Below are 24,672 nucleotides of genomic sequence, written 5' to 3'. Positions count from 1 at the left end.
GTACAAGGATGGTGACAAATTTGAAGGAGAAAAATTCAACCAGCACGTTTTCTAAAATCACAAAAATCATTATCTGGGCGATGCTGATTTTGATTATTGGATCGCTTGTAATTAGCAGTATCATCAGTATCATGTGAGAATATTTCACTAAATTCTATAGCTTTGCCCAATTTTTTAGAGTCTATCACCAACAATGTCCTCACGTCGAACATATACTCGTTATGCCAAAAAAATCGCTGTTCCTAATCTTGTGGAACAGCGTTTTTTTATTGCTTGGCCATTGCCAATAATTCTTTTGCATGCTGGATTGTCAGATCGGTTATTTCTGCCCCAGCTAGCATCCTAGCAATTTCATTTGTTCTTTCAGCTTCTGGCAATTCCTCTACTTTTGTAATCGTCCGACCCTTTACAATTTCTTTTTGGATAAATAGTTGGTGATCTGCTTTAGCAGCAACCTGCGGTAAGTGAGTGATACATAACACTTGTGAATTTTCACCAATCTGATAAATCTTATCTGCAATCGCTTGAGCTACTCTACCGCTAACACCAGTATCAACCTCATCAAATACAATGCTTGTCAATTCCTGCGTTTTGGAAAAAATCGTTTTTAGGGCAAGCATAATTCGAGAAATTTCACCACCTGAAGCAACTTTTACTAACGGTTTTAACGGCTCACCAGGATTTGTAGTAATGTAGAATTCAACCTGATCCAGCCCATCTTCTTGAAGAGTTGTAGTCTTAAACATCACTTGGAAACGAGCATTCCCCATGTAAAGCTGTTTTAGCTCTTGCCGAATAGCTACTTCTAATTTTTCAGCTATCTTTTCCCGTTGAACATGTATTGCTTGCGCTTGCTCAGTCAATACACTTTCTTTTTCCAAAAGCTCTTTTTCTAGCTGCTCTAATTTCCCTTCTGAAAAGTCCGACTCCAATAACTCTAGGCTAATTTTTTTGTAATAATCCAAGATAGCTTCGATTGAGTCACCATACTTACGCTTTAATTGATGAATAAGATCTAAACGTTCATTAACTATATCTAATCTTTGTTCATCCAGTTCCAAAGCATCCAGTTGGCGGCTTATTTCGCTTGCAGCATCTTGCAATAAATAATAAGCACTGCTTACATTCTCTGAAATAGTTTGATATTCACTGTCTAAAGAAGCAATCGATTGCAATTCCTGACTTACAGAGCCAACTGCGTCTAAAGCACCTGCAGTATCATCCGTCAGCCCCTGATACCCATACGAAAGTGTGTCAACGATTCTCTGGAAATTCGTCAGTTTCTCTCTTTCTTCTATCAACTGTTCTTCCTCATCTTTTTCCAGTTGAGCATTTTCAATTTCTTCTTGTTGGAAAGTTAGCATATCAATGCGCTGAGCGAAGGACTGTTCATTTTTTTTATACTTATTCACTCGTCTTGTTAAATCAACATATTCTTTATGTTCTAGTTGATAACTCCGTTTATTCTTTTGAAACATTTTGGAACCAAAGCTATCTAATAAACGCAAATGAGATTCTGGGTTCATTAATTCTTGATGGTCATTTTGTCCTTGTATATCAACAAGGTATTGACCGATTTTACGTAGACTTGCTAACGTAACTGTCCGACCATTAATTCGAGAAATATTTTTGCCTGATAAGTTCATATCTCGTTGAACAATTAGTATATTTTCTTCTATATCAATTCCCAATTCTTCAGCTAATTCATGGAATTCTAGTTGCTGAGGCAAGTCAAAAATCCCTTCCAACAAGCAGTGTTCACTACCTTGTCTGATATACTCAATTGAAGACCTCGCACCAGCTAATAAGCTAACTGCATCAATAATGATCGATTTTCCAGCACCCGTTTCACCAGTTAATGCCGTCATTCCGTTGGCGAAAGTTAGATGCAAAGAAGAAATAATTGCAAAATTTTTAATTGTTAATTCCTGCAACATACTATATCACCTACTCTTTTTGGCTTCTACTATTAATTTCTTGGTACAGTTCCATTGCATTTTGCTCTGAACGTGCAATCATTAGTACACTATCATCATCGTTTAAAACAGCAAATAGCTTTTTACTATAAAATTTTTCAATCAGATTTGCTGCCGCTGAAGCATTCCCTGGAAGAGTTTTCAATACAACCATTTTTTCCATTTGATCTGCTGTTAAAAAAGCCTCTTGTAACAAATCAGATAAACGTTCGGATAGGTTCTCTTCATTTTTGTGAGGTACGCTATAACGATAGCCACCATTAGATGATGGAACTTTGATTAATTTCATCTCTTTAATATCTCGAGAGATGGTCGCTTGAGTAACATTTACCCCTTTTTCGGCCAAAACTGTTACAAAGTCTTCTTGTCTTTTAATATCGTTTTCGCTGAGTAAACGAGTAATTAACCGATGCCGTTCTTGCTTTCGCATATAGAACCTCCTATCTTAATTGCTGATGAGCCTGGGCAACGACTTCCTTTAAATCAATTTTAGGATCCATTTGACCTAACACATCTCCTGATTTTAAATGAACTAAAAATTCAATGTTTCCTTCACCACCAGTAATTGGCGAATAAGTTATAGCTTTTACGTCAAAACCAGCCTGTAAAGAAAATTGTGTAATATTCTCTAAAACATTCAGGTGAGTTGAAGCATCTTTTATAATTCCTTTTTTTCCAACGAGTGACTTGCCTGCTTCGAATTGTGGTTTAATTAAAGCTACTACGTCTCCATTTGAAGAAAGTATCTTTTTTAGAGGTGGTAAAATTAACTTCAATGAGATGAAAGACACATCAATTGTCGCAAAATCAGGCTGTCCATTTAAAAAATCTTCTGGTTTTGAATAGCGAAAGTTAGTTCGCTCCATAACGACAACCCGCTCATCCTGACGAATTTTCCAAGCTAGCTGATTGTATCCTACATCCAAAGCGTAGCTCATTTTAGCGCCGTTTTGCAAAGCGACATCAGTAAAACCACCCGTGGATGAACCAATATCTAAAACGTATTTGTCAGCTATTGAGAGATCAAATACTTGCAAAGCTTTTTCTAGCTTCAGTCCTCCTCGAGAAACATACGCTAAACCTTGTCCTTTTATTTGTAACTTTGTATTTTCTGCTATTTTCTCACCTGGTTTATCTAGGCGTTCATTATTTTGATCATATACTTGACCTGCCATGATCGCTCGCTTTGCCTTTTCTCTTGTTTCAAATAACCCTTGGTTAAAGGCTAAAATATCAACACGTTCTTTTTTCATGCTGTTCTCCTCTATAATTCGAACAATGTAATCAGTTCTTGGAAAAGACCCGAATCAAAAACTTCGACTTCTTTTAGTTCATCAACTACTGCTAATGCCTGATTCAATTCACTCTGTAAAGCCTCTTTTGCTCCTGAAAGCCCTAAAAGTGATGGATATGTGCTCTTTTCCAGTTTAGCATCTTGACCAACGTTCTTTCCTAATTCTTCAGCGTTTCCGACTATATCCAATAAATCATCTCGAATTTGAAAAGCTAATCCGACATGCTGCCCTAGTTTTTGCAATTGCTCCATCACATAATCAGTTTGATTAGCTAAAATTCCTCCTGCAACAAATCCATAGGTCAATAATGCACCGGTTTTCCCACGATGAATAGCCACTAATTCTTCTAAAGACACTTGCTTTTTCTCAGCAGTGATATCACCAGCTTGTCCCGCGACCATACCTTCTGATCCTGCAGACTTAGCTAATAACTGCAACAACGACACCTGTTTTTTTGCTTCCAAAGAGGTCTCGCTCAATAGTTGAAAAGCACCTGTTAATAGGCCATCTCCAGCCAAGATTGCCAGTGCCTCACCATACACTATGTGATTAGTTGGTTTCCCCCTACGTAGATCATCATCATCCATTGCTGGCAAATCATCATGTATTAATGAATAAGTATGGATCATTTCTAGTGCGGCAGCAACATGATAAGTATTGACATCAATCTGCTCATTAAAAGAAGCTGTTGTAGCTAATACAATAAGCGGACGAATTCTTTTCCCTCCGGCTTTTACCGAATAAGCCATACTCTCAGCCAACTGCTGATTACTTGTATGGTCTTGAATAAATGTCAGCATGACTTCTTCTATTTTAGGCAATTCTTTGGTTCTTAAAGCTTGCAACATGCTAGGCTTCCTCCTCGCCTGAAAACGGAACCTCTTTATTGTCTTCTGTCATCATCTTAGTCAATGTCTTTTCCGCTTTACTCAATGTATCTTGACATTGCTTACTTAATAGCATACCTTTTTGGAAAACTTCTAATGCCTCTTCTAATGGAACATCGCCTCGTTCCAACTGAGTAACGATATCCTCAAGTTCTGCTAAGGATTCTTCAAATGTTGCATTCTCCATTATACTTCTCCTTTTTTAACAATTTTATTAACTGTCGCTTGAACAGTTCCATCAACAAAATGAACCATCACTTCATTTTCTTTTAATTCATTAACTGATCGAACTACTTGATCATTTTGTGTAGTATAGGTGTAGCCGCGTCCCATTATTTTAAGAGGACTCAGCAAATCTAAAGATGCAATGGCATGCCTCATTTTTTGTTCTTTTTGCTCCATAAATGCGCTCATTTGCTGTCGCAGACGATTTGTTAAGTAATCAAGTTGTTGTTGGCTAGTGCGTACGCGATTTAAAGGAGTAGCTTGCTTAAGCTTTCCAATTGTTTGTAGCAGTAACTTTTCTTGCTGATTAACTAAAAGAGACGTTTCTTGCTGCAGCTGTTGAGTCAACCGGTCAAGCTGAATACTTTGTGCTTCATATAATCGCATCGGCTGTCTAAAAATATAAGATTGCATTATTCGCTGATAATGTTCTTTTTTTCGTTCTAACTGATTTAAATACGCTTGTTCTAAACGACTTTGTCTTTCCTTAAGCCGCAATAGCTCCTCATTTAGTACAGGAACTGCCAATTCAGCTGCAGCTGTTGGCGTAGCCGCTCTCACGTCAGCTACTAAGTCAGCAATAGTTGTATCTGTTTCGTGTCCCACCGATGAAATAATTGGTGTGGATGAAGCAGCAATTGCTCTGGCCACTACTTCTTCATTAAACGGCCATAAGTCTTCAATTGAGCCACCACCACGACCAATGATCATCGTATCAAACTCACCAGTGTCAGCTCGCTTAATGTTCTTGATAATATTTTCTGCAGCCTTGTCGCCTTGAACAACAGTTGGAAATAATACCAATTGCACAATTGGATACCGTCGTTTGACTGTTGTAATGATATCGCGAATAACAGCCCCACTAGGACTTGTTAGTACTGCGATCCGTTTAGGAAATCTTGGAAGAATTTTTTTAGGAAGTGAAAACAGACCTTCTTTATCCAGTTTTTCTCGTAGCTCTGCCAAAGCTTGGTACAAAGCACCCACACCATCAGGTTCCATGTGCTCAATGTAAATTTGATACATCCCGCTAGCTTCATAAAGAGCAACTCTTCCAACAATTAAAACTTTCATCCCTTCCTTGGGAGTAAATTTCAATTGCTGAAAAGGTCCTTTGAACATGATTGCGTTAATTTTTGATCGTTCATCTTTTAAACTGAAATATTGGTGGTTGTTAGGTCTCAAACGGAAATTTGATATTTCACCAGTCAGGTACACTTGCTCCAAATAAGGATCTACGTCAAATTTACGTTTAATATATTTATTTAAGGCACTAACCGTTAAATATTCCTGTCTCAAATTACTCACCTAGTTTCTGTCGTCGACATGCCTCAACTGTTTGCTGCATTAACATTGTAATCGTCATCGGACCAACTCCACGTGGTACAGGTGTGATAAATCCAGCTAAAGGTTCAACTTCATCAAATCTAACATCGCCTATTAATTTACCTTCTAAACTACGGTTCATGCCCACATCGATCACTACAGCACCAGGCTTGATAAACTCTTTAGTCACAAAATGACCTTGTCCAATCGCAACCACTAAAATATCGGCTTTTTTAGCCAACTCTGGTAGATTTGCCGTTTTAGAATGTGCAATTGTTACTGTTGCATTCGCCGCCAATAATAAATGGGCCATTGGTTTACCTACAATATTGCTGCGTCCGATTATTAACGCCTGTTTACCAGCTAAAGAAATGTCATAAGCTTCAAACATTTTCATAATGCCATACGGAGTACACGGAATCATATGAGGAGCACCTGCAAACAATCTACCTAAGTTCATTGGATGAAAGCCATCAACATCTTTGACTGGATTTATTGCCAACAACACTTTTTCTTCATCGATGTGCTTTGGTAACGGTAACTGAACTAAGATACCGTGAAACTCATCTGCCTGATTAAACTGCTCAATTTCTTCTAATAATTCTGCTTCTGAAATTGTTGCTGGATATCGCATCACTTTTGAATGAATTCCGATGCGCTGAGCAGCCAGTTGTTTGTTCTTTACATAGGTCTGACTAGCCGAGTTATCGCCAATTAATAAGACCACCAGTCCTGGTCGTAACCCAGCTTTTTCTAATTCTTTTACTTCTATTGCGGTAGCATCTTGAAGCTTCTCCGCTAATTCTTTTCCATTAATAATCGTTCCCATGCTTTCACTCCCGTATATCATTATGATTTGAAATGAAGCTGGAAAAAATAGCTCGTTTAGCTATTTTTTCCAGCTTCATTGATCTCTTTCATTACATTCGATAAAATGCCATTTACGAATTTTCTTGATTGATCATCGCTAAAAGTTTTAGCTAATTCAATCGCTTCATTTAGTACAACCCGATTAGGCACTTGTTCATTATGAAGCATTTCATAAATGCCCATTCGCAAAATAACTAAATCCATTTTAGCAATCCGCTGAATGGACCAATTAGACCGCAAATGTTTTTGGATAACTTGATCCAACTCAGACTTACTGTCTAAGACACCTCCGACTAGTTCATCCAAATAAGCGGGTACAAATGAATCTTCTTCTTCGCTAATCCATTCAGCTTGATCCAAACTCAAAGCATGATTAATTGCATCTTTTTTTGTTAATTCCTGATTAAAATCCAGTGGAAAAAGTGCCTGTAGGGCCTTTTCACGGATTTCGTGACGTGATAACTCTTTACTCATCGTTTTCCTCTTCATCATTGAATAATTCTTCAAGTGTTGGCTGTTCCAATTTCTCCGCTACTACGCCAACTACGTGGACATTTACCTCACTCAACGCAACATCAGTCATAAATAGAACTTGTTGCTTCACGCGTTCTTGCATGTCCATAGCAACTTTAGGGACTGAAATACCATATTCAAGATAGGTATAAATGTCTACTTTTAATCCTTGTTCGTCATTGGTCAAGTAAACGCCTTTTCCGTGAGCAGCTTTTCCCAAAAGCTCAGTGACATTATTGGCAAATGATCCCCGCATGCCGTAGACACCCGCTACTTTCGATGCAGCAATCCCGATGATGACCTCGATAACTTCTGGAGCAATAATAATTTCGCCAAGATCCTGATTTTCGCGTAAAACTAAATTTTTTTCATCTGCCATATTAACTCTCTCCTTTATGCCCGTGAGACATAACTTCCGTCTTGAGTATTAACGATAAGTTTATCTCCTTGATTCACGAAAAATGGAACATTGACTGTTAATCCAGTTTCCATTATCGCTGGTTTTGAACCACCTGAAGACGTATCTCCCTTAATGTTTGGTTCAGTTTCAGCTACTTCCAAAATAACTGTATTTGGTAAATCTACACCTAAGATTTCGCTGCCGTACATAATTACATTTAATTCCGTATTTTCTAATACATAGCGCATCTCGTCTGCTATTTGAGTTTGCGGAATCTCTATTTGTTCATAATTATCCATATCCATGAAGACATAGTTCCCACCATCATCGTACAAATATTGCATTTTCCGATTATCAATCTGGGCTTTAGCTACTTTTTCACCCGCACGAAAAGTTTTTTCTTGTACGCCACCAGTGCGCAAGTTTTTTAGTTTTGAACGAACAAAAGCAGCACCTTTACCGGGTTTTACATGTTGAAAATCTACTACACGCCAAATGCTGCCATCTACTTCAATCGTTAACCCAGTTTTAAAATCATTTACTGAGATCATTACTATTCCCCCTTGATTCTTATCAACTAGAGATTTGTTTCTAGTTTATCATTTCTTTGACGCTTTCGCTACCACTACTAGAGAATGATTAGTTCCTTTGGTGAATGGGTTAATGTACGATTTCCTTCTTTTAGAATAACTAGGTCATCTTCAATTCGAACGCCACCTAATCCATTGATATAAATTCCGGGCTCATTCGTAACAACATTGCCGACTTTTAGAGGTTCTTCATTGGTCCAGCTCAAGTTTGGCCCCTCGTGAATATTTAAACCAATCCCGTGACCGGTTGAATGTCCAAAGGCATCTCCATATCCAGCATCCGTAATGATTGAGCGCGCAACATCATCTAAATACTTCCCAGTAACGCCTGCTTTTGCTTCCTCAATAACTCTCTGCTGAGCCTCAAGAATAATCCCATAAATTTCTGTTAGTTGTTCTCCAGGATCACCGATTGTAATAGTTCTGGTAATGTCTGAAACGTATCCTTTATAGATACAGCCAAAATCTAAAGTAATCAGTTCACCTCGTTCGATGACTTTTTCACTTGCTACACCGTGAGGAAGTGCTGAGCGGACACCTGAAGCTACAATAGTATCAAAGGAAGTGCCAGTTGCTCCCAAAGAACGCATAAAGAAGTCTAATTGATTGGCCACTTCAATTTCTGTCATGCCAGGACGAATCATTTTCAATACATGATCAAAACCTGCATCAGCAATACTACAAGCTTTTTCAATAATTGACAATTCAGATTCATCTTTTTGTTCACGCAATTGTTCAATTAAGCCACTAGCTGGTGCAAATTCAGTTTCCAGAATTTCCGCATAGCTAGCGTACTCTGCAAAGGTAAGATGATTGTCTTCAAATCCTAGAGCTGATAATTGGTGCTTCTCAACTAAATCAATTATCACTTCACCAATTGCACCTTGATGCTGCAAGATAGACATTTCCTGAATTTGGTCAGCTGCTTGTTCAACATAACGAAAATCCGTGACAAAGTATGCCTCTTCCAGAGTGATAATAGCTAGTCCTGCCGTACCTGTAAAGTTTGTTAAATACCTTAAATTAGCCGGACTTGTAACCAAATATCCGTCCAATATTTCTTTCCTCATCAAATCTCGTAATTTATTGATTCTTTCTAACATCACTTACCGCCTCATTTCCATCTTCTATTATAACAAAACCTGAACAAATACAAAAAGAAACCGGAGCAAAAACTCCCGTTTCATTAACGATTTATAAAAATAAATAGGATCAAAGTCAAGCCTTCAAGATATTTGTAGGTTAGCAATTGCTAAAAATCAGCTAGTACCTTTTTATCAATTTTTGAACAAATATAAAACTCGATTAAGAATAGTTGATTATTGATATACTACACCGAGATCAGTTCCTTGAATGATATTATTTTCATAATACTTAGATCTTTTTGAAAGCTCAGTATACAACTCATCGTAACCCAATTCTTCTATTATTGTCTTACTATTTGAGAATAAGTTAGTTCCCAGCCCCAAGCGATCATTTGGAATCTCAGCTCCTAAAGCTGCTAATGTAGTAGGATACATATCAACTGCACTAAATAATCGATTTTTATTATTGAAATCATTTTTTCCGCTATTCAGAATTAAGTTGAACACAGAACGTTCATAATCTTCTGAAACATCTACAAAAAAATCACTGTCCATTGTCAAATGATCCCCACAAACGATTATAGTAGTATTTTCAAAAAAAGGTTGAATTTTAATCCACTCAATGAACTCTCTAACCATGCCGTCAGCATAATGAATGACATTACTGTATTGATCATCGAAAATTTGTGGTGTATTCTCAGTCATAAGACCATCTTCAAAATGGGTATCAGCTGTTAACATGGTAAAATTAAAGGGTGCATCGTGCTGAGACATTTCGCTAACTATATTTCTTGCATATTCGTAAAGTTTTTCATCTTCATATCCCCACCAAACACGATAATCCTCCGGAATCCACCCATTCTCTTTTGCGGAATTATAATCGATGATGTTATAGTTTCCGTGTTGAGTGAAGTAATTATCTCGCCCAGAAAAAGCAGCATCCGATCCTAATAATAATGTTTGTTGGTACCCTTCCTTTTCTAGAACTTCGCCTATAGAAAACGCGCCTGGAAGATACGGTGCCCCGTTTTGCCCATAGTCATTTGCATCCAGCCCAGTAGGAATCCTGAGTGGAATTCCCGAAGTTTGCGCAACCATGGCACTAACTGTTTGAGAAGCAGAAGGAATAGTCAACATTCCACCTAGCTCCCCTCTATTAGAAAAATTAATTCCTTCATTTAACGACAATTCACCTAAATTGGGCAATAAATTATGCGCTTGAATCCCCCCCAACTCTTCTGAAAAATAACTGCTCTCTAGAGATTCCATAAAGATATAGATTAAATTACGCTTTTCTTCAGGAAATGCTATATCCTCCATGCTAGGATCAACATAATGACTCTCGTATATTGTAGTCGTTTCAAAGAAATAAGATCTAATATCAGCATAACCAATTTCTCTCACGCCTAAAATCGTTCCTAAAAACAGCATAAGAAAACTAATTCCCACAACCAAAGCTGAAAATACTCTTTTATTTTGAAGAATCTTGGATTTTTCGATTTTTACAATAGAAAATGTACTTAAAAAGTAAAAAAGAGACATAATACTAAATACACTTATACCTGCTGCTAATAGAGGCGATGTAATAAACTCCTTAATTTGACCAGGATCTGTCCCAGTTAACGGTTGACTCAATGTATAAATAATTTGATCAATTTTAAGATCACCAAAATAATTCATCGCCCACTTGCTGCTGAAAAACAACAAACTGCCTAAAAATACCAGTAAACCTGAAAAAATAAAAATAACTCTTTGTTTCCATTCAAAATAAGAGGAATACCGAATCTTCTTTGCCTTATTTAACCAATTGAAAAACAGTAATACGTCTGCCACTATCAGAGCAACAAACAGAGCTAATATAGAATTTAATAGAAATTGAATAGACGGGTAGATTAGCACCCTCCAATTCAGTAAAGGTAGTCCAAAGTATTGCCAAAGATAAATTATAACCATCGAATAAAATAAAGATAAATATAGACACACGAAGACTTTCGTATTCCTAGAGAGATTTAGGCGTCTATAAATAAACAAAATTAATAATAATAGAATCGTAAGCATGTTTCCTCCTAGGGTGCAAATAATTTTACTTTAAGAATTATAGCATATTTGATAGCGCTTTGACGATTAAACATCAATTTATTTTTCATAATCAATCCCATCTATATCCCATAGCATATTCTTCTACAGTGACTAATAATTTGAACTACTAATTCTGTCTAAAGCTAAACGAATTTCAAATAATAATTGCACAGATTTATGAATAGGAATAAATGATTTCTTCCTCTCTAAATTGCAGGGAACTTCTCCGAATCGAAACACCTCTTTTTGCAGATAAAGAATTTTTCAGCGAATCTATTCCATATAGAATAGATTGAATCAGCACTACTTGCGCTCGCTTTCGCAAATGTGTTTACTATGTCCTCTTCAAAAAGATCGATTCAACTAAAAATCAGGCAAAGCTTTTAAAAAAATAAAAACCCGCCTGATCTATTCATTGATCATTTACTAATTCAAAACGACATATCTAAAGAGTTTCCAACAGCTATTTCTAGCGCAACCGTCGCTGTAGCTCATTCAGATTTTCAGTCATGTTCACTTTATTTATACGATAAGGAAATTCACCATCTAGATTATAAGTTCCATCTACCGGAATCGTCACCTTATCCATATGAGCGCTCCCTTTAGCTAAATAACCGGTTCCCATTTTCAACATATCTTTTAAACTTAAGTTATTGCCAGAAAACCCTTTGATGGTGCCATAGTTTTTAGTAATCGAGGATAGTTTAGGCCGGACCGTTTTTTGCTTCATTAAACGAATAACATCTTCTTGGCGTTCAAACACATCCAACCGGCCATCATCATCTATTTGATATGAAATATATGCATCTAATTCTGCCAAAGACAAACGTTGCGTGCCAGTCCTAAACTGTTGATTATTTTTTACAGCGGTAAATTCTTTATAAACAGTAACAGAAATCTTCCCATCGGATTCTATTCCCGCTTCTGCTACAGCCCGCAGACTATCTGCCTTTTTCAAAATCAGGTATTTCGAGACATCTAGTGAAAAGACCTTGGAGAACATTTGAAGAAATTGTTCGATTGGCACACTCATGTATAAATTCCCCAGTACTGATTTTCCTACAGGCGCTTCCGGTGAAAAACGCGCCAAACGGTTATTGCCTTTTTTCAAATTATAGAGAAAAAAAGTGGATTTTTCGTTGTCGTCAAATATAAACAAAACATTCATGTTTACACTTCCTTTCGAAGATGTTCTTAGTATAAAGAAAGGTTACAAAAAAAGCTATCCGGCATAAGACCGAAAAAGAGACCCTGATCCAGTTGATCAGAGTCTAATTTTCTTACATAATTGTTCCCATAGCAACATTATCGTCTTGGGTATTGCTTACAGCAGCTTTAATCGCAGCAGCTAGCGCTTGGCTGATCAGCTCAGCAGACATGCATGGTGTTCCTTCAGTAAGTTCAGTCACTTGCTCAGGCAAATATGGTACGTGAATAAATCCGCCTCTCATCATTGGATATTCTTTTTCAGCTAAGTATAACAAGCGATACATTATATCATTGCAGACAAATGTGCCCGCTGTATATGAAACACTTGATGGGATTTTTTGCGCTTTAATGTTATTTACCATCGCCTTAACAGGAATAGTTGCGAAATAGGCATTTTTCCCATCTTCATGAATTGGTTGATTCAATGGTTGTTGTCCATCATTGTCAGGAATGCGCGCCTCCATTAAATTGATCGCTACTTTTTCAATCGTAATGCCTGAACGCCCCCCAGCTTGTCCGACACATAAGACTATATCTGGTTGGTGTTCCTTGATTGCTGCGGACAATACTGCTCCATCTTTTTTAAAGACCGTTGGAATTTCAATTTTGATAATCTTTGCATTTTGAATCGTATCTGGTAATAACTTTACTGCTTCAAACGCAGGATTGATAGTTGCTCCGCCAAAGGGATCAAAACCAGTGATTAATACTTTCATTTGTTGTGTTCCTCCTTATTTGAATAAAATCATGTAGCCAATTTGGAAAATTAAGAAAACAACTGCTAGCAACGCTTGATTTTTAATTACACCAAACCGGTCTTTCATTTCTAACATTGCCACAGGAACAATATTAAAGTTGGCAGCCATTGGTGTACATAGTGTACCGCAATAGCCGCAAGTTAAAGCAACCATACCAATCAGTACAGGATCAGCGCCATAAGCAAGCACGAACGGTCCACCAATACCAACTGTCATTACGGTAATAGCGGCAAAGGCATTCCCCATAATCATAGTAAACAGCATCATACCGATAGCAAAAACAATTATTCCTACGTTCACATTGCCTTTAGGAATAACAGTTGCTACCATATTCGAGATAACCTCACCGACACCAGCCGCTGTAAAGATCGCACCTAAACTAGCTAATAACATAGGCAGCATACTTAATGGACCTACAGTTGAAAGCATCCGTTCTGCATCATCTAAGAAGACATGCGGCTTATTCTCTCTAGCAAGCACCATTAGAATAATAATTGAAACGCCAACACCTACACCTACACCTACTAAAGCACCCAGTGTCGTAAACAAGGCAAATAGGATTGCACAAATCCCCATGGATAGTGCGGGGATAAAAATCTTCATTCCTACTTTATCGGCCATTTTTCGGGTAACCTCAGCACTAGGTGCGGAATCTTTGCCTTTGCTGACTTTTTTGAAGATTGCTGGCAAGGTCATGATTATAACAAGTACGCCATTAATCATTGGCGGAATCCAACGGCCAAATGTAAGTACCAAACCTAATGAACACCAAAAAACAGCCGTTCCAATTGGGGTTGGATTTTCTTTGTCCCTAGCATTTTTTATGCCAGTATAGATAGAAATCAGTCCCATGATCATATAGATGATTTCTAATAGTTTTTCGCCTAACAGTACTTCTGGATTAGTAAAAAATGACATTCTGCTTCCTCCCTATTTCCCGTTACCATAATATTTTTTGAATAAACGTTTGTCTTTTAAGAAGTAGTAAACAATGGCTACTACAATAGCAAAGACTGCCACGGGAATTTCAACTTTGGCTAAATCAACTAGGCTTGTTTTGTAACCTAAATCTTCCAAAGTAGCCTGAACTAGCAGCGCTCCCGCACCTCCGATGAATAAAACTTGGCAGAAGAACCATGCAATATTTTCCATACCTGAAGACATGCCTTTTAACTCTTCAACATACTCCTCATTTAGCTCTTTGCCTTTAGATTCTACCGTACCTAAAGCCATTGGCATGATAATAGGACGAACAAAACCGGCAACGCCGCCGAAACTAATGTTGAAGGCTGCAAAAATTCCCCGCATAATTCCATACGCTCCGATTACAGCTCCAGCAGAGGCATTTTTAAATTTGCCGATTAATGCCGCTGCAGATTCTTTCAATCCGTTACGTTCAAGCGTTCCAGTAATTAGCATAATGATGATAAAGATGGCCATTGCTCGGTTAGCAACAAAGCTTGTACCTAGGGTAGTAAGTAAGCCTTCAATTCCCAATCCGCCTACTACAGCTGTCACAATTGAAGCTAATAAAATTATCAAGATCGAATCCTTTTTCAGTGCAAAACCGATGATTACGATCAGTATTCCTAAAAGTTTTAAATATTCCATGTTTCTCCTCCATGATCTTCGATTGTAAATAGTATTTATACGACTGTTTTAAACAATTATTGGCCTTAACCGTGTATGGTAAAGTTTAAACGAATTTGGTGTTACCTCGGTTTGATGTTGATATACCTTTTTGGCAGCCAGCAACATATCTATTGTTGCCAAATCATGTACTAGGTGAGTTTTGGCACAGAGTCGTAAATACTCACCTTGAGCCGTTTCGTCTGCTACTTCGCTGGTATAAGCGACTGATGTAATCCACGGGAAGCGAATTGACGAATATCGGTGAGTGGCATCTGCAGCAAATTCAATCCAGTAGTTAATCATCTCTTTGTAATACTCTGCTGGAAAAAGTTTTGGTAGCCATCGATGAGCATAAGTTTCAAACTGCTGTGCCCATTCTAAATTCCAATCACGCATTTCCGATTGTTGAGCAATCGCATTGGCAATGACTTCTTCTAATTTTTTATTTACAGGAAGGTTCCAACGATATTCATCATTGGTAACTACCCAAAAATAACCATACAGCAAGGATCTTGGCAACCAAAATCCTTTATAAGAAGGGGATGTATATCCTGAAAATGGTTGTTCCCATTCATGGGTTGGCACCCCGTGGTTATCAATCATTACATCTGGAAGAAATCTTTCATATAATCTAGTCATGCCTAACGCTTCCGGATGTTTGGTGTTCGAATCAAAATAGTCATAGTAAAATTCTTTGCCTACTGCATTAAACCGAGCAACATGCAGCTTCCAATGAGGATTGTCTTGTTGCAGTTCATAGTGAATAGCAGATCCGTCTACATTTTCCATCGGAACAACAACAAGATTTAATTGCTCAGCTACATCTCGATAGCTTTCGTTAGTCAGCAGTTCTTTAATTAACAAGAAAGCCCCATTTGTCCCTGACACTTCGTTTGCATGATGTCGAGCATTGATAATCACCGATGGATAGTTAGTTAATCGTTTCGTTCGTGAATAATAGCCTTTTGTTTTTTGAGCTAGTTCAATCGCGTAAATCTCTCGACCTAAATATGAAGTTGCAATAGGATAAACTGTTACTTCTGGAACCTCTCTCAACTGTTGAATTATAGCTAAATATTGGTCATAGCCGATAACTTGATCTTCATAAAAATCGATTGTTTCAATCTTTCTTTTTTCCTCAATCTTTTTTTTGCAAGGTACTTCGGCTTTGAAAATGTTCTGATTACTTACAAAGGTAATTTCCTTAAACTTCGAAAAATCAACTGTTTGGGCCACTAGTCTTTGTTCTAATAATTTTAAGTAAGCTTGCAACACCTTATTGTCAACGCCTTCAACCGAGATCTTCGCCGTAAGTTGTTGATTTTTATAGCCAATTTCCTGCAGAAAGACAATTATCTCTTCTCGATTTTTTGGATGACTGACTACAGAACCTTGACTGATAATCATTGGTTCAGTTGTCAGTTGGTCAAACAATGTTACTTTTAAAACAGGCTTGCCAGATCCTTGTTTAATCACTGGTAAGATAAGGCCCGGTTCTTCAAAAAGTTCTCCACAAACCTCATATCCGAAGTTCTTAAAATAGTCACTGCCTGCAAAATATAGATCTTCATGTAAAGCATTCAAACTAGAGATCATATCGTTACGACTTGACAATAAATGATTGGGTTCACTGGCTGTCACTTCGATTTTTAAACGAGCAAAGAAAGGCTGGCTGCCTTTATCTAAATTACCTCCCACACTTTCTAAAACAAATGCTCTGCAATCAGGAAGAACATCTTTTTGATAGCACTCCCATATTTTTTCAACATCGGTAGCTAGCCGTTTTTCAACCACACATTTGCCGTTTATTTTCACTTGAAGTTTTCCTGTAGGAGGATGGACTTTTCCTAAACCTGGATAAGCATCTAGGTATGGACGTTCTGAATAACTAGCAGAATAATTATCAGTAAAAACAACTGCTCCACGTTTGTCTTCTGCAGAAACTTTATAAGTAATGGCTTCATCTCCAGCATAGGTCGTGAAAACTATTTGATCTTTGCTGATCCCTAATTTGCGAATTAAGGTGTCTTGAATCGGATACAGTTCTTGCAAATAACGAATGGGCAAATCGTTCCATTTTTCTGGATCTTGACTGTCCAAATTATTATAGCTAGGGACTGCGCCAGATTCTGTCGTCCACTCCGTGAATCCTTCAGGCATAAACGGCTTAAAAGCAATCGTTAATTTTTCAATTGAGCGATCCTTCAATGCTGGAATTACATATTCATCCATCCAAGAGTAACCCTGCTTATGAGCACAAACCAGTTGAATACCGGTAAGCAGAGCCTCCATTTGGATTATTTCTGCTTCAATTTTCTTCTTCAGAGATTCACGTACCTTTTTGTCTTCACTTAATACGCCAACTATTTCTACTTTATCACCTGGCTTCAAAACTGAAAAAACTTTTTCTGACAACTCCTTGCGAAAATCGTCAACTTCCCAAGAAAGATCATAGCTTTTTTCATATACTTGCTGCATTGCCTTATAATTTTTAAAAGTTGTTTCCGGAAATTTTTCTTGAACAGAGGCTAAGCATGAATCTATCTCAGGAGAGACATATGCTATTGCTTTTTGACCATCCAATGACTGTAGATAGCTAAGCTGCCCGTCAAGATTCTTTAACAGAAAACTGTCGGTAACCTGTTGCAGATAACTGGTCCACGTTTCAAAGGATGAAAGTTCTGGAAAACTTTCACAAACCAACGCTGAAAATTGTTCCAAATCTTCCCCACTCCCTTGAAGAACTAACAGCTGTCCATCCTTACCTGGTTCTTCCGTTAATCGACAATCGGTTGATTCACGGATAATCAGAGCATTTCCACTTATATATTCTTTGTCCAGCAACCAGTCGTTAATCTGAGTTGTTTCCATGCCAAAGCGAAATGCAAAATTACAAGCAGCAATTAAAATAGACGGCGTGGTGTTTGTTGGCAAGATAAGTTTAAAATCCAGCTTATCTGGTAGCTGATCCAAATTTTCATCTTTTAAATATTTACCTGTTTGAAAGATTGTTTCTAGACCTTTTTCACTACGCCAATCAAAATCGGGGATCGGCTGTGCAAATTCTGAAGCAGCTTGATAATCGTCCGGAAGTACTTGCGAATACTCTGAAAACTGAGCAAACAAGACCTTTTCATCGTTTGGAACTTCTTCGTCACCTGTTAATGAAGCAATTGGAAATTCAGCTGCTTCACTTAAAAAGCCTTTGACTAGTGCTGTTTGAATTAACATTTTTTTCTCTTCCCAAGTAGCACTTGTGGGAACCTTTAACATGGTATTCCTCCGTTCGAATGATCGATCATTATTTTTGAAACAAGGTTCCGACTTCTTCACCCTTCAGAATATTGAAGATAACTGAAGGCTTTTTGCCATTAGCCAAAACCATCGACAATCCAGCTGACAGAGCAACTTCGGCTGTTTTTAACTTACTGAGAATACCTCCACGGCTATAAGGACTGCTGTGAGTACTAGATGAAGTAAGCAAATAGTTATCTACTTCTCTGAGATGTTGGAGTAATTCCGCATCTTCATTATGTAAAGGATTATCCGAATAAAGCCCTTCGACGTCAGAAAGCATGATGAACAAATCGGCTTGTAATAATAAAGAAACATGTAAGGCAACTTCATCATTATCTTCAAACTGGCGTTGTTGATGAACTTCATCGATTGAAACAGCATCATTTTCGTTGATGATTGGGACAATTCCTAAAGCCAACAGTTGATTGACTGTTTCAGCAAACGCTTGGCGACTTTCAGAAAAATCTAAAATGTCGCGAGTTAACAGCAATTGACCCACCTGCTTCCCGTATTCATTAAATGCCTCTTGATACGCACTTATTAACAGAGATTGACCGACAGCTGCGCTTGCTTTTTGTTGATAGCAATTAAGGGTAGTTTCAAAAAATCTAAGTTCTGTTCTGCCCAGAGCTACAGCACCAGATGAAACCAAAACTACTTGTTTCTTTTGCGTTATCAGTTCCGTGATAACAAAAACTAATTGATCTAATACAGAATAGTTGATTGTTCCTTCATTCGAGATAAGAGCACTTGTTCCAATTTTTATCACAATCACGTTGGCTTTCCCGATATCTTTTCTCATATACACACCTTATTTTTAAAAGGAAATTTTCCTTTTTCTATTTACCACAACCACTGCTCTTGGAAAAACAGAGCGATACTCAATCAAAAACTCCCAAATATTGAATTTTCTGAAACTTTAGAACAGCGTTTCAACATTTTACTAGAAATGTCACTTCAAATCAATACCTTATTTCGTCAACATGTTAATATGAATTCTATACAGGAGGGATTTCATGGAGAATCAAGTAGAAATTATTAATAAGATCCTTTATTTCATCACAGAAAGCGAAAAATTAAAAGAGACCAAACGCTTTGCCTTTAAATCGGACGGAGAACCCGAGTCAACTGCTGAGCACACTTGGCGCTTAACTTTATTTGTCGCTTTATTTAGCACGTTTTATCCCGAAGTTAATAAGAAAGAAGCCCTGGAGATTGCACTGATCCATGATTTAGCAGAATTAAAAACTGGTGATATTCCTGCCATTGACAATGTGAATCCAGAAGAAAAAGCTGAACAGGAAGTCTTAGCTTTCAAAAGTCTAACTGCTTTATTGCCCACAGAAATGGCTGACCACTACAATCGTCTTTTTATAGACTATCAACTAGGAAGAACAAAAGAAGCCCGCTTAGTGAAAGCTCTAGATAAAGCCGAAACTATTTTACAGCATGTCCAAGGGGAAAATCCCATAGATTTTAATTACCAATTTAATTTAGATTATGGAAAAGAGTATTTTTCCGATGCTTTCTTAAATGAACTCCGTAGAAAGCTAGATCAATCAACTCTAGACAAAATTTGAAACAAGGGACGTAAAAACGAATTTTTACGTCCCTCGTCCTTTATATTGTAGTAACCTTCATAACTTCTACACCAGAAGATACTTCCCCGCTTTTCTCCAAAGTATGTGAAGAAACTTGATCCATATTCGTAACCATTACCATCATGGAGGTTCCTTTGCCCGCTTGCTTAATAGCTACTAAGTCTACGTCTGCAAGTAATGTATCATTTTGCAACGCCTGACCTTCTTGAACGTGAATTTCAAAAGGCTTCCCTTCTAATTCAACGGTGTTGATCCCCATATGCAAGAGTACTTCTAAACCACTTTCTGTGGTAATACCAATCGCATGTTTTGTAGGGAAAATAGTCGAAACCGTTCCTTTTACTGGCGAATAAATTTTTCCATTCTTCGGCTCAATAAAGTATCCATCGCCCATCATTTTACCTGCAAAAACTGGATCACTTGATTCTTCCAACGGATGAATTGATCCTTTGGCAACAGAGCTGAAAACTTCTGTTGTTGCAGATAGAACTGCTGTAGTTGCTTCAGCTGATTTTTCTTCGACCAATTTTTCTTTAGGAATACCAAAGAAAAAAGTCGCCACAAAACCGCCAGCATAGGCTGCAAGCAATCCCAAAATATAGCCCCATTTATGGCCGCTAGTAATTAAAGGAATTAATGCTGCTCCAGATGGACCAATCGCAATCGCTCCTACACCACCCAAAGCGCCGATCACTGCTCCTCCAATACCGCCACCAATACAGGCAGTAATAAACGGACGCCCTAACGGCAAGGTAATTCCGTAGATTAATGGTTCACCAATTCCTAAAACACCTACGGGCAAGGCTCCTTTAATCATTTCTGTAAGCTCTTTGTCTTTTCTTAATCGAATCCACAAAGCAAGTGCCGCTCCGACTTGGCCTGCTCCTGCCATTGCTAAGATTGGTAGTAGTAAGGTACTACCAGTCTCATCAATCATTTGAATGTGAATCGGTGTTAAGATTTGGTGCAAGCCAAACATGACCATCGGCAAAAATAGTACTCCTAGAACAAAACCAGCGAAGGCGCCGCCAATATTTAATACCCAATTGATTCCGCTAACCATATTGTTAGATATAAAGCCTGCTAATGGCATGATCAGAAATATTTCCGCCAATCCAACCACTATTAACGAGACTGTGGGCGTAATAATGATATCAATTGCATCTGGAACTATCTGGTGCAATTTCTTTTCCACGACTGATAACAGCCAAACAGCAAAAATAACACCTAAAATCCCTCCCTGACCAGCAGTTAAAGGCTCACCAGTGAATAAATTTGTTAAAGGTGCTTCCGGGTTCATACCCGTTAAAGTTACTACAGCACCGATAACTCCACCCAGTGTTGGATTTGCACCAAAAACACGCGCAGCGTTCACACCAGTATAAATGACTAAATAGCTAAACAGTCCATTTCTAAGAATGTTCATCACATCAATATACTGTTGCCAAACAGTAACATCCAAAGTACCCGCTGTAACCATATTACCTAATACAGAGGCAACTCCGGCTACAATACCCGAGCCGACAAATGCAGGAATCATTGGTACAAAAATATTAGAAATATCCTTTAAGATTCGCTTCATACGAGAAGACTTTTGCTTAGACTTTTGGGTGGCTTTCATTTCTTCCGCTCTTGCCTGAACCTTCTTTTTACCATCAATTAATGGATCTGGAAGATCTTCTCCTAATTCGACTCCGGCTAAATCAGCCATCTTTTGAGCGACTTTATTTACTTTCCCTGGGCCAATAATAACTTGTAGCTGTTCATCATCCACAACTCCTAGAACTGCTGGGATTTTTTGCAGCTTAGCCTTATCCACCTTGCTGTCATCTCGTATAGTCATACGTACTCTCGTCATGCAGTGAGCAACATTTTGAACATTGTCCATTCCGCCTGCTCCAGAAAATATTTCTTTTGCTAACTCGCTTAAAGATAAATCGGCCATTTTTTTACTCCTTATACTGTTTTTCGGACAAAACCGTCTGCGTTGTCTAGCTTTTGCTGTGCTTCTTTTTTGTCGCTTTGCGTCAAAATCATAACAATTGCCAACTTCACATTTTGATCAGCTTCAGTGAAATAAGCAGTAGCTGTTTCATAGTCCACTTCGGTTGCTTCCATGATAATTCGTTTAGAACGTTCAACTAATTTTTCATTGGTTGGTTTCACGTCAATCATCAAATTGTTATACACTTTTCCAATCCCAATCATACTTACTGTTGAGATCATGTTTAGTATTAATTTTTGAGCTGTTCCTGATTTTAAGCGTGTTGATCCTGTTAAAAATTCCGGTCCGCAATCCACTTCAATTGGGTATTGGGCGTGGCGGCTAATTTCTGCTTGTTTGTTACAGGAAACAGATGCTGTTGAAGCACCCACAGAACGTGCATACTCTAAGCCACCAATTACATAAGGTGTGCGTCCACTAGCAGCTATCCCTATTACCATGTCTTTTTCATTCAACTGAAGCTGTTCCAAATCTTTTTTTCCTAAAATTAGAGAGTCTTCTGCACCTTCAACAGCTACAGTCATCGCTTCTTCTCCACCAGCGATTAACCCTACCACCATTTCAGATTCAACACCAAAAGTAGGTACACATTCGGCAGCATCTAACACTCCTAATCTACCGCTAGTTCCCGCCCCCATATAAATCAAGCGTCCTCCTCTTTTGAAAGACTGAATAGTTTGCGTGATTACTCGCTCAATCTCAGGTAAAGACTCGGATACAGCCTCCGGTACTTTACGATCTTCTTGGTTCATCAAATCTAAGGCTTCAGCGATCGACATTTCATCTAAGCCAAATGTTTTTTCATTTCTGCGCTCTGTAGTTAATTCATTCAGATTCAAACTATTCATGTTTCTATACACTCTCCAAAATAAATTTCGTTCCTGCTTGTATCGCTGATAAAAGCGAACGATCCTTCTCTATAATGCGTCCGACTACATTTACTTTTTCATTTCCAGGTAAAGGGCATTTAACTACCTGAATTTCCCCCATATATCTAAGGTAGTTTACATTATCAATTGTCACTGTGCCAACCTCACGTTTCATTGCGGGCAAAGGTAAAACAGATGATGGTTTATTAAATCTTGCATCTGCACTTCTAATTACATCTCTCGCTTCGTCCATTCGATTTTGATGTTGCCCCAAGACCAACTGAATCTGTTCATCGTAAGGTTCAACATGTAATAAAATCGTTTGCTCGGTATTGTACAATTTGAATTGCCTCTGTGTTTCTTTTGCTAAATCGCCATCACCAATACAAACTAAATCAACTTCTAAATCTAGCGCAGCACTTAATGGATGTTGCCTACGATGCTTTTCTAAGGTCGGTAGTCCTTCATAGAGCGGGCCTCTTCTTACACCATCCCCTGGAACAAAAGCTTGGATAGCGAATCCTGATTGCTTTAGCCACTGATTTTTTTGTCGAAACCACTTAAAATCTAAGCCAGTCTCAGGTCGCGGGTAATAATTATGCCAAGCTTCGAGATTTGAAAAATCTGCTTGGAGCTCTTGTAACTCATTTACATCCTTTACTGATAAGGTTGAAGCATTTAATGCCACCGTTATCTGATGAGATGCTTCAGCGATCTGCATTGTTGTAATCCGATCGTCCATCCGCAACCCAGTTACACCAATTGCTTTTAGTTCACTTACTCTTTCCAGTGAGAAACCAGCATCCTCTAGAGCAGTGCCAGATATATCAACCATTAACCTTAATTGAAGACTTTGAGCAAGCAGCCCCAGCTGTTTCAGTCTTTTTTTGTATGTTTCTGGATTCTCTTCAGGAATATGTAATGAAGTAAATATTCCCGAAAAACCAATGGTTGCCATTTTTTGAATATACTCTTTTTTTTGATCTGTCATCTCTTCATTAAGAAATATCGAAAAGCCAAACATATCATTCCTCCAATCCTGCTGAAAGCGTTTCATGTAAGTAGTATATCTTTATTCCGATATTTTTGCAACATAATTTCAATAAAATTTAACATTAAAGGTATTTTCGTTTCTTTTAGCAAATAAAAAAGAACCTCTTTGATAGAGATTCTTATTCCTCAATTATTTGGTTTTGATCGTACATATCTACCAGTTCTTCATAAACTTCTAAATCAGTTGCACTTTCCACTTCCGACTCAATTACTTCTTGGTACTCCTGTGATAGTTCCGTATCTATCTCTTGGGGAGCTCCCCGATTGGGATCTAAAGGATCTTCTATTGGAACCCACTCTGTACTTGGTTCACTATGATCGTATTCCATTTTCACGTTTGCTTGATACTCTTCCTCTGTAATATCACCATTTTCATAACTCTCTTGAAATGCTAAAGTACGTTTCTCTACTTCTGCTTCTTTTGCTTTACGTCGTTCAAAATCTTCTGTCCAATTTTCATTCACCATTGTTGTTCCTCCTTTATTAAAGCTACTTTTGTAAAGTAGACTAAACACTATTAATCAATCAGATGAATCTTTATAAAAAGCCGACACGTCTGATGAAGGCATGCCGGCTGATTTGCTATTTCGATTTAATTGGCACTTTTTTGTTTATGCGTTATTTCTGCCAACAAAAAAGGAAACAACTGCTACAACGATGACTGCTCCAATGATCGATGGGACAAGAGCCATTCCAGCAAGTGAAGGTCCCCAAGAACCAAATAATCCTTGACCGATAGCAGAACCTACTAAACCAGCTAAGATGTTGGCAATCCAGCCCATTGAGCCGCCGCGATTTGTGATAGCACCTGCAATAACACCAATAATAGCACCTACAATTAAAGTCCAAATCCAACCCATAGTTCTTCAACCTCCTTCTATTTAATATTTATTACAATGTACATGTTACTCTCTCCGACAAAATTACGCTAAGAATATGCTCAAAACCTAAAAAAAAAATTGAAAAATGACAATAAACAAGATGAATTGTCCCGCCATTATA

General features: G+C 37.9%; 25 protein-coding genes. 2 read left to right on the top strand and 23 right to left on the bottom strand.

Translation table 11 applies throughout. The features are described 5' to 3' along the window. Positions 1–20: 20 nt before the first annotated feature. Entirely contained in the window at positions 21–137 is a 117-nt protein-coding gene (locus tag IGI42_RS15805) for a DUF4044 domain-containing protein (protein ID WP_438716829.1), read from the top strand. 129 nt (positions 138–266) lie between these two features. On the opposite strand, the gene recN is transcribed toward IGI42_RS15805, so the two are convergent. From recN to proB, 18 genes are all read right to left on the bottom strand, one after another. Further along, positions 267–1,937, bottom strand: coding sequence for a DNA repair protein RecN (gene recN / locus IGI42_RS15800; RefSeq protein ID WP_438716828.1), 1,671 nt, complete (start codon positions 1,935–1,937; stop codon positions 267–269). Between the two features lie 10 nt (positions 1,938–1,947). After that, positions 1,948–2,406 (bottom strand): arginine repressor, encoded by a 459-nt coding sequence (locus tag IGI42_RS15795; RefSeq protein WP_438716827.1) that lies wholly within the window; start codon positions 2,404–2,406, stop codon positions 1,948–1,950. A 10-nt stretch (positions 2,407–2,416) separates the two neighbouring features. Continuing rightward, positions 2,417–3,229, bottom strand: a complete 813-nt coding sequence (locus IGI42_RS15790) for a TlyA family RNA methyltransferase (RefSeq protein WP_438716826.1) — start codon at positions 3,227–3,229, stop codon at positions 2,417–2,419. Positions 3,230–3,240: 11 nt separating this feature from the next. Next, entirely contained in the window at positions 3,241–4,119 is an 879-nt protein-coding gene (locus IGI42_RS15785; protein ID WP_438716825.1) for a polyprenyl synthetase family protein, read from the bottom strand. A 1-nt stretch (position 4,120) separates the two neighbouring features. Then, positions 4,121–4,345: an exodeoxyribonuclease VII small subunit gene (locus IGI42_RS15780; RefSeq protein ID WP_438716824.1), complete on the bottom strand. Its 225-nt coding sequence runs from the start codon at positions 4,343–4,345 to the stop codon at positions 4,121–4,123. Continuing rightward, entirely contained in the window at positions 4,345–5,682 is a 1,338-nt protein-coding gene (gene xseA / locus IGI42_RS15775) for an exodeoxyribonuclease VII large subunit (protein WP_438716823.1), read from the bottom strand. Before xseA ends, IGI42_RS15780 begins: the two co-directional genes overlap by 1 nt. Position 5,683: 1 nt before the next feature. Then, complete coding sequence (locus IGI42_RS15770) at positions 5,684–6,538, bottom strand: bifunctional methylenetetrahydrofolate dehydrogenase/methenyltetrahydrofolate cyclohydrolase (RefSeq protein WP_438716822.1); 855 nt, start codon at positions 6,536–6,538, stop codon at positions 5,684–5,686. Between the two features lie 56 nt (positions 6,539–6,594). Then, positions 6,595–7,053 carry a transcription antitermination factor NusB gene (gene nusB / locus IGI42_RS15765; RefSeq protein WP_438716821.1) on the bottom strand — a complete coding sequence of 153 codons (459 nt, stop codon included), beginning with the start codon at positions 7,051–7,053 and terminating at the stop codon, positions 6,595–6,597. Then, positions 7,046–7,471 carry an Asp23/Gls24 family envelope stress response protein gene (locus IGI42_RS15760; RefSeq protein WP_207675281.1) on the bottom strand — a complete coding sequence of 142 codons (426 nt, stop codon included), beginning with the start codon at positions 7,469–7,471 and terminating at the stop codon, positions 7,046–7,048. Before IGI42_RS15760 ends, nusB begins: the two co-directional genes overlap by 8 nt. Before the next feature lie 14 nt (positions 7,472–7,485). Continuing rightward, a complete protein-coding gene (efp, locus tag IGI42_RS15755) occupies positions 7,486–8,043 on the bottom strand; it encodes an elongation factor P (RefSeq protein WP_438716820.1) in 558 nt (185 codons plus the stop codon). A gap of 77 nt (positions 8,044–8,120) precedes the next feature. Continuing rightward, on the bottom strand, positions 8,121–9,185 hold the full coding sequence (locus tag IGI42_RS15750; RefSeq protein ID WP_438716819.1) for a M24 family metallopeptidase: 1,065 nt from the start codon (positions 9,183–9,185) through the stop codon (positions 8,121–8,123). A 216-nt stretch (positions 9,186–9,401) separates the two neighbouring features. Then, on the bottom strand, positions 9,402–11,000 hold the full coding sequence (locus IGI42_RS15745; protein ID WP_438716818.1) for an LTA synthase family protein: 1,599 nt from the start codon (positions 10,998–11,000) through the stop codon (positions 9,402–9,404). Positions 11,001–11,715: 715 nt separating this feature from the next. Then, entirely contained in the window at positions 11,716–12,414 is a 699-nt protein-coding gene (locus IGI42_RS15740) for a hypothetical protein (RefSeq protein WP_438716817.1), read from the bottom strand. Positions 12,415–12,526: 112 nt separating this feature from the next. Next, on the bottom strand, positions 12,527–13,171 hold the full coding sequence (gene pcp, locus IGI42_RS15735) for a pyroglutamyl-peptidase I (protein ID WP_438716816.1): 645 nt from the start codon (positions 13,169–13,171) through the stop codon (positions 12,527–12,529). A 15-nt stretch (positions 13,172–13,186) separates the two neighbouring features. After that, the gene (locus tag IGI42_RS15730; RefSeq protein ID WP_438716815.1) at positions 13,187–14,131 is read right to left on the bottom strand and encodes a DUF979 domain-containing protein; all 945 of its coding nucleotides are present in this window, start codon (positions 14,129–14,131) and stop codon (positions 13,187–13,189) included. 12 nt (positions 14,132–14,143) lie between these two features. Next, positions 14,144–14,824, bottom strand: a complete 681-nt coding sequence (locus IGI42_RS15725) for a DUF969 domain-containing protein (protein WP_438716814.1) — start codon at positions 14,822–14,824, stop codon at positions 14,144–14,146. A gap of 48 nt (positions 14,825–14,872) precedes the next feature. Then, the gene (locus tag IGI42_RS15720) at positions 14,873–18,118 is read right to left on the bottom strand and encodes a M14 family metallopeptidase (protein WP_438716813.1); all 3,246 of its coding nucleotides are present in this window, start codon (positions 18,116–18,118) and stop codon (positions 14,873–14,875) included. Positions 18,119–18,146: 28 nt separating this feature from the next. Further along, positions 18,147–18,944 (bottom strand): glutamate 5-kinase, encoded by a 798-nt coding sequence (gene proB / locus IGI42_RS15715; RefSeq protein ID WP_438716812.1) that lies wholly within the window; start codon positions 18,942–18,944, stop codon positions 18,147–18,149. A gap of 214 nt (positions 18,945–19,158) precedes the next feature. Here proB and IGI42_RS15710 point away from each other — a divergent pair, with 214 nt between their 5' ends. Continuing rightward, positions 19,159–19,722 (top strand): HD domain-containing protein, encoded by a 564-nt coding sequence (locus IGI42_RS15710; RefSeq protein WP_438716811.1) that lies wholly within the window; start codon positions 19,159–19,161, stop codon positions 19,720–19,722. A 40-nt stretch (positions 19,723–19,762) separates the two neighbouring features. Here IGI42_RS15710 and IGI42_RS15705 read toward each other — a convergent pair whose 3' ends face one another. The 5 genes from IGI42_RS15705 to IGI42_RS15685 all read right to left on the bottom strand — a co-directional run bounded on the left by IGI42_RS15705 (position 19,763) and on the right by IGI42_RS15685 (position 24,530). Beyond that, positions 19,763–21,688 (bottom strand): glucose PTS transporter subunit IIA, encoded by a 1,926-nt coding sequence (locus tag IGI42_RS15705; protein ID WP_438716810.1) that lies wholly within the window; start codon positions 21,686–21,688, stop codon positions 19,763–19,765. 11 nt (positions 21,689–21,699) lie between these two features. Next, entirely contained in the window at positions 21,700–22,596 is an 897-nt protein-coding gene (gene murQ / locus IGI42_RS15700) for an N-acetylmuramic acid 6-phosphate etherase (protein WP_438716809.1), read from the bottom strand. A gap of 4 nt (positions 22,597–22,600) precedes the next feature. Beyond that, on the bottom strand, positions 22,601–23,641 hold the full coding sequence (locus tag IGI42_RS15695) for a DUF871 domain-containing protein (RefSeq protein ID WP_438716808.1): 1,041 nt from the start codon (positions 23,639–23,641) through the stop codon (positions 22,601–22,603). Positions 23,642–23,789: 148 nt separating this feature from the next. Then, positions 23,790–24,137 carry a hypothetical protein gene (locus tag IGI42_RS15690; protein ID WP_438716807.1) on the bottom strand — a complete coding sequence of 116 codons (348 nt, stop codon included), beginning with the start codon at positions 24,135–24,137 and terminating at the stop codon, positions 23,790–23,792. A 144-nt stretch (positions 24,138–24,281) separates the two neighbouring features. Continuing rightward, positions 24,282–24,530: a GlsB/YeaQ/YmgE family stress response membrane protein gene (locus IGI42_RS15685; protein WP_438716805.1), complete on the bottom strand. Its 249-nt coding sequence runs from the start codon at positions 24,528–24,530 to the stop codon at positions 24,282–24,284. Positions 24,531–24,672: the final 142 nt, after the last annotated feature.

The sequence above is a fragment of the Enterococcus sp. AZ109 genome, from assembly GCF_051714625.1.
In the GTDB taxonomy this organism is placed as follows: domain Bacteria; phylum Bacillota; class Bacilli; order Lactobacillales; family Enterococcaceae; genus Enterococcus_A.
Note: the sequence above shows the minus strand (reverse complement) of the source record. Positions and strands in the feature narration are given on the sequence as shown.

Coding starts and splice junctions, on each gene's coding strand:
- recN (WP_438716828.1), bottom strand. CDS start 1,937: ATGTTGCAGGAATTAACAATTAAAAATTTTGCAATTATTTCTTCTTTG.
- IGI42_RS15795 (WP_438716827.1), bottom strand. CDS start 2,406: ATGCGAAAGCAAGAACGGCATCGGTTAATTACTCGTTTACTCAGCGAA.
- IGI42_RS15790 (WP_438716826.1), bottom strand. CDS start 3,229: ATGAAAAAAGAACGTGTTGATATTTTAGCCTTTAACCAAGGGTTATTT.
- IGI42_RS15785 (WP_438716825.1), bottom strand. CDS start 4,119: ATGTTGCAAGCTTTAAGAACCAAAGAATTGCCTAAAATAGAAGAAGTC.
- IGI42_RS15780 (WP_438716824.1), bottom strand. CDS start 4,345: ATGGAGAATGCAACATTTGAAGAATCCTTAGCAGAACTTGAGGATATC.
- IGI42_RS15770 (WP_438716822.1), bottom strand. CDS start 6,538: ATGGGAACGATTATTAATGGAAAAGAATTAGCGGAGAAGCTTCAAGAT.
- nusB (WP_438716821.1), bottom strand. CDS start 7,053: ATGAGTAAAGAGTTATCACGTCACGAAATCCGTGAAAAGGCCCTACAG.
- IGI42_RS15760 (WP_207675281.1), bottom strand. CDS start 7,471: ATGGCAGATGAAAAAAATTTAGTTTTACGCGAAAATCAGGATCTTGGC.
- efp (WP_438716820.1), bottom strand. CDS start 8,043: ATGATCTCAGTAAATGATTTTAAAACTGGGTTAACGATTGAAGTAGAT.
- IGI42_RS15750 (WP_438716819.1), bottom strand. CDS start 9,185: ATGTTAGAAAGAATCAATAAATTACGAGATTTGATGAGGAAAGAAATA.
- IGI42_RS15740 (WP_438716817.1), bottom strand. CDS start 12,414: ATGAATGTTTTGTTTATATTTGACGACAACGAAAAATCCACTTTTTTT.
- pcp (WP_438716816.1), bottom strand. CDS start 13,171: ATGAAAGTATTAATCACTGGTTTTGATCCCTTTGGCGGAGCAACTATC.
- IGI42_RS15730 (WP_438716815.1), bottom strand. CDS start 14,131: ATGTCATTTTTTACTAATCCAGAAGTACTGTTAGGCGAAAAACTATTA.
- IGI42_RS15725 (WP_438716814.1), bottom strand. CDS start 14,824: ATGGAATATTTAAAACTTTTAGGAATACTGATCGTAATCATCGGTTTT.
- IGI42_RS15720 (WP_438716813.1), bottom strand. CDS start 18,118: ATGTTAAAGGTTCCCACAAGTGCTACTTGGGAAGAGAAAAAAATGTTA.
- proB (WP_438716812.1), bottom strand. CDS start 18,944: ATGAGAAAAGATATCGGGAAAGCCAACGTGATTGTGATAAAAATTGGA.
- IGI42_RS15710 (WP_438716811.1), top strand. CDS start 19,159: ATGGAGAATCAAGTAGAAATTATTAATAAGATCCTTTATTTCATCACA.
- IGI42_RS15705 (WP_438716810.1), bottom strand. CDS start 21,688: ATGGCCGATTTATCTTTAAGCGAGTTAGCAAAAGAAATATTTTCTGGA.
- murQ (WP_438716809.1), bottom strand. CDS start 22,596: ATGAATAGTTTGAATCTGAATGAATTAACTACAGAGCGCAGAAATGAA.
- IGI42_RS15695 (WP_438716808.1), bottom strand. CDS start 23,641: ATGTTTGGCTTTTCGATATTTCTTAATGAAGAGATGACAGATCAAAAA.
- IGI42_RS15690 (WP_438716807.1), bottom strand. CDS start 24,137: ATGGTGAATGAAAATTGGACAGAAGATTTTGAACGACGTAAAGCAAAA.
- IGI42_RS15685 (WP_438716805.1), bottom strand. CDS start 24,530: ATGGGTTGGATTTGGACTTTAATTGTAGGTGCTATTATTGGTGTTATT.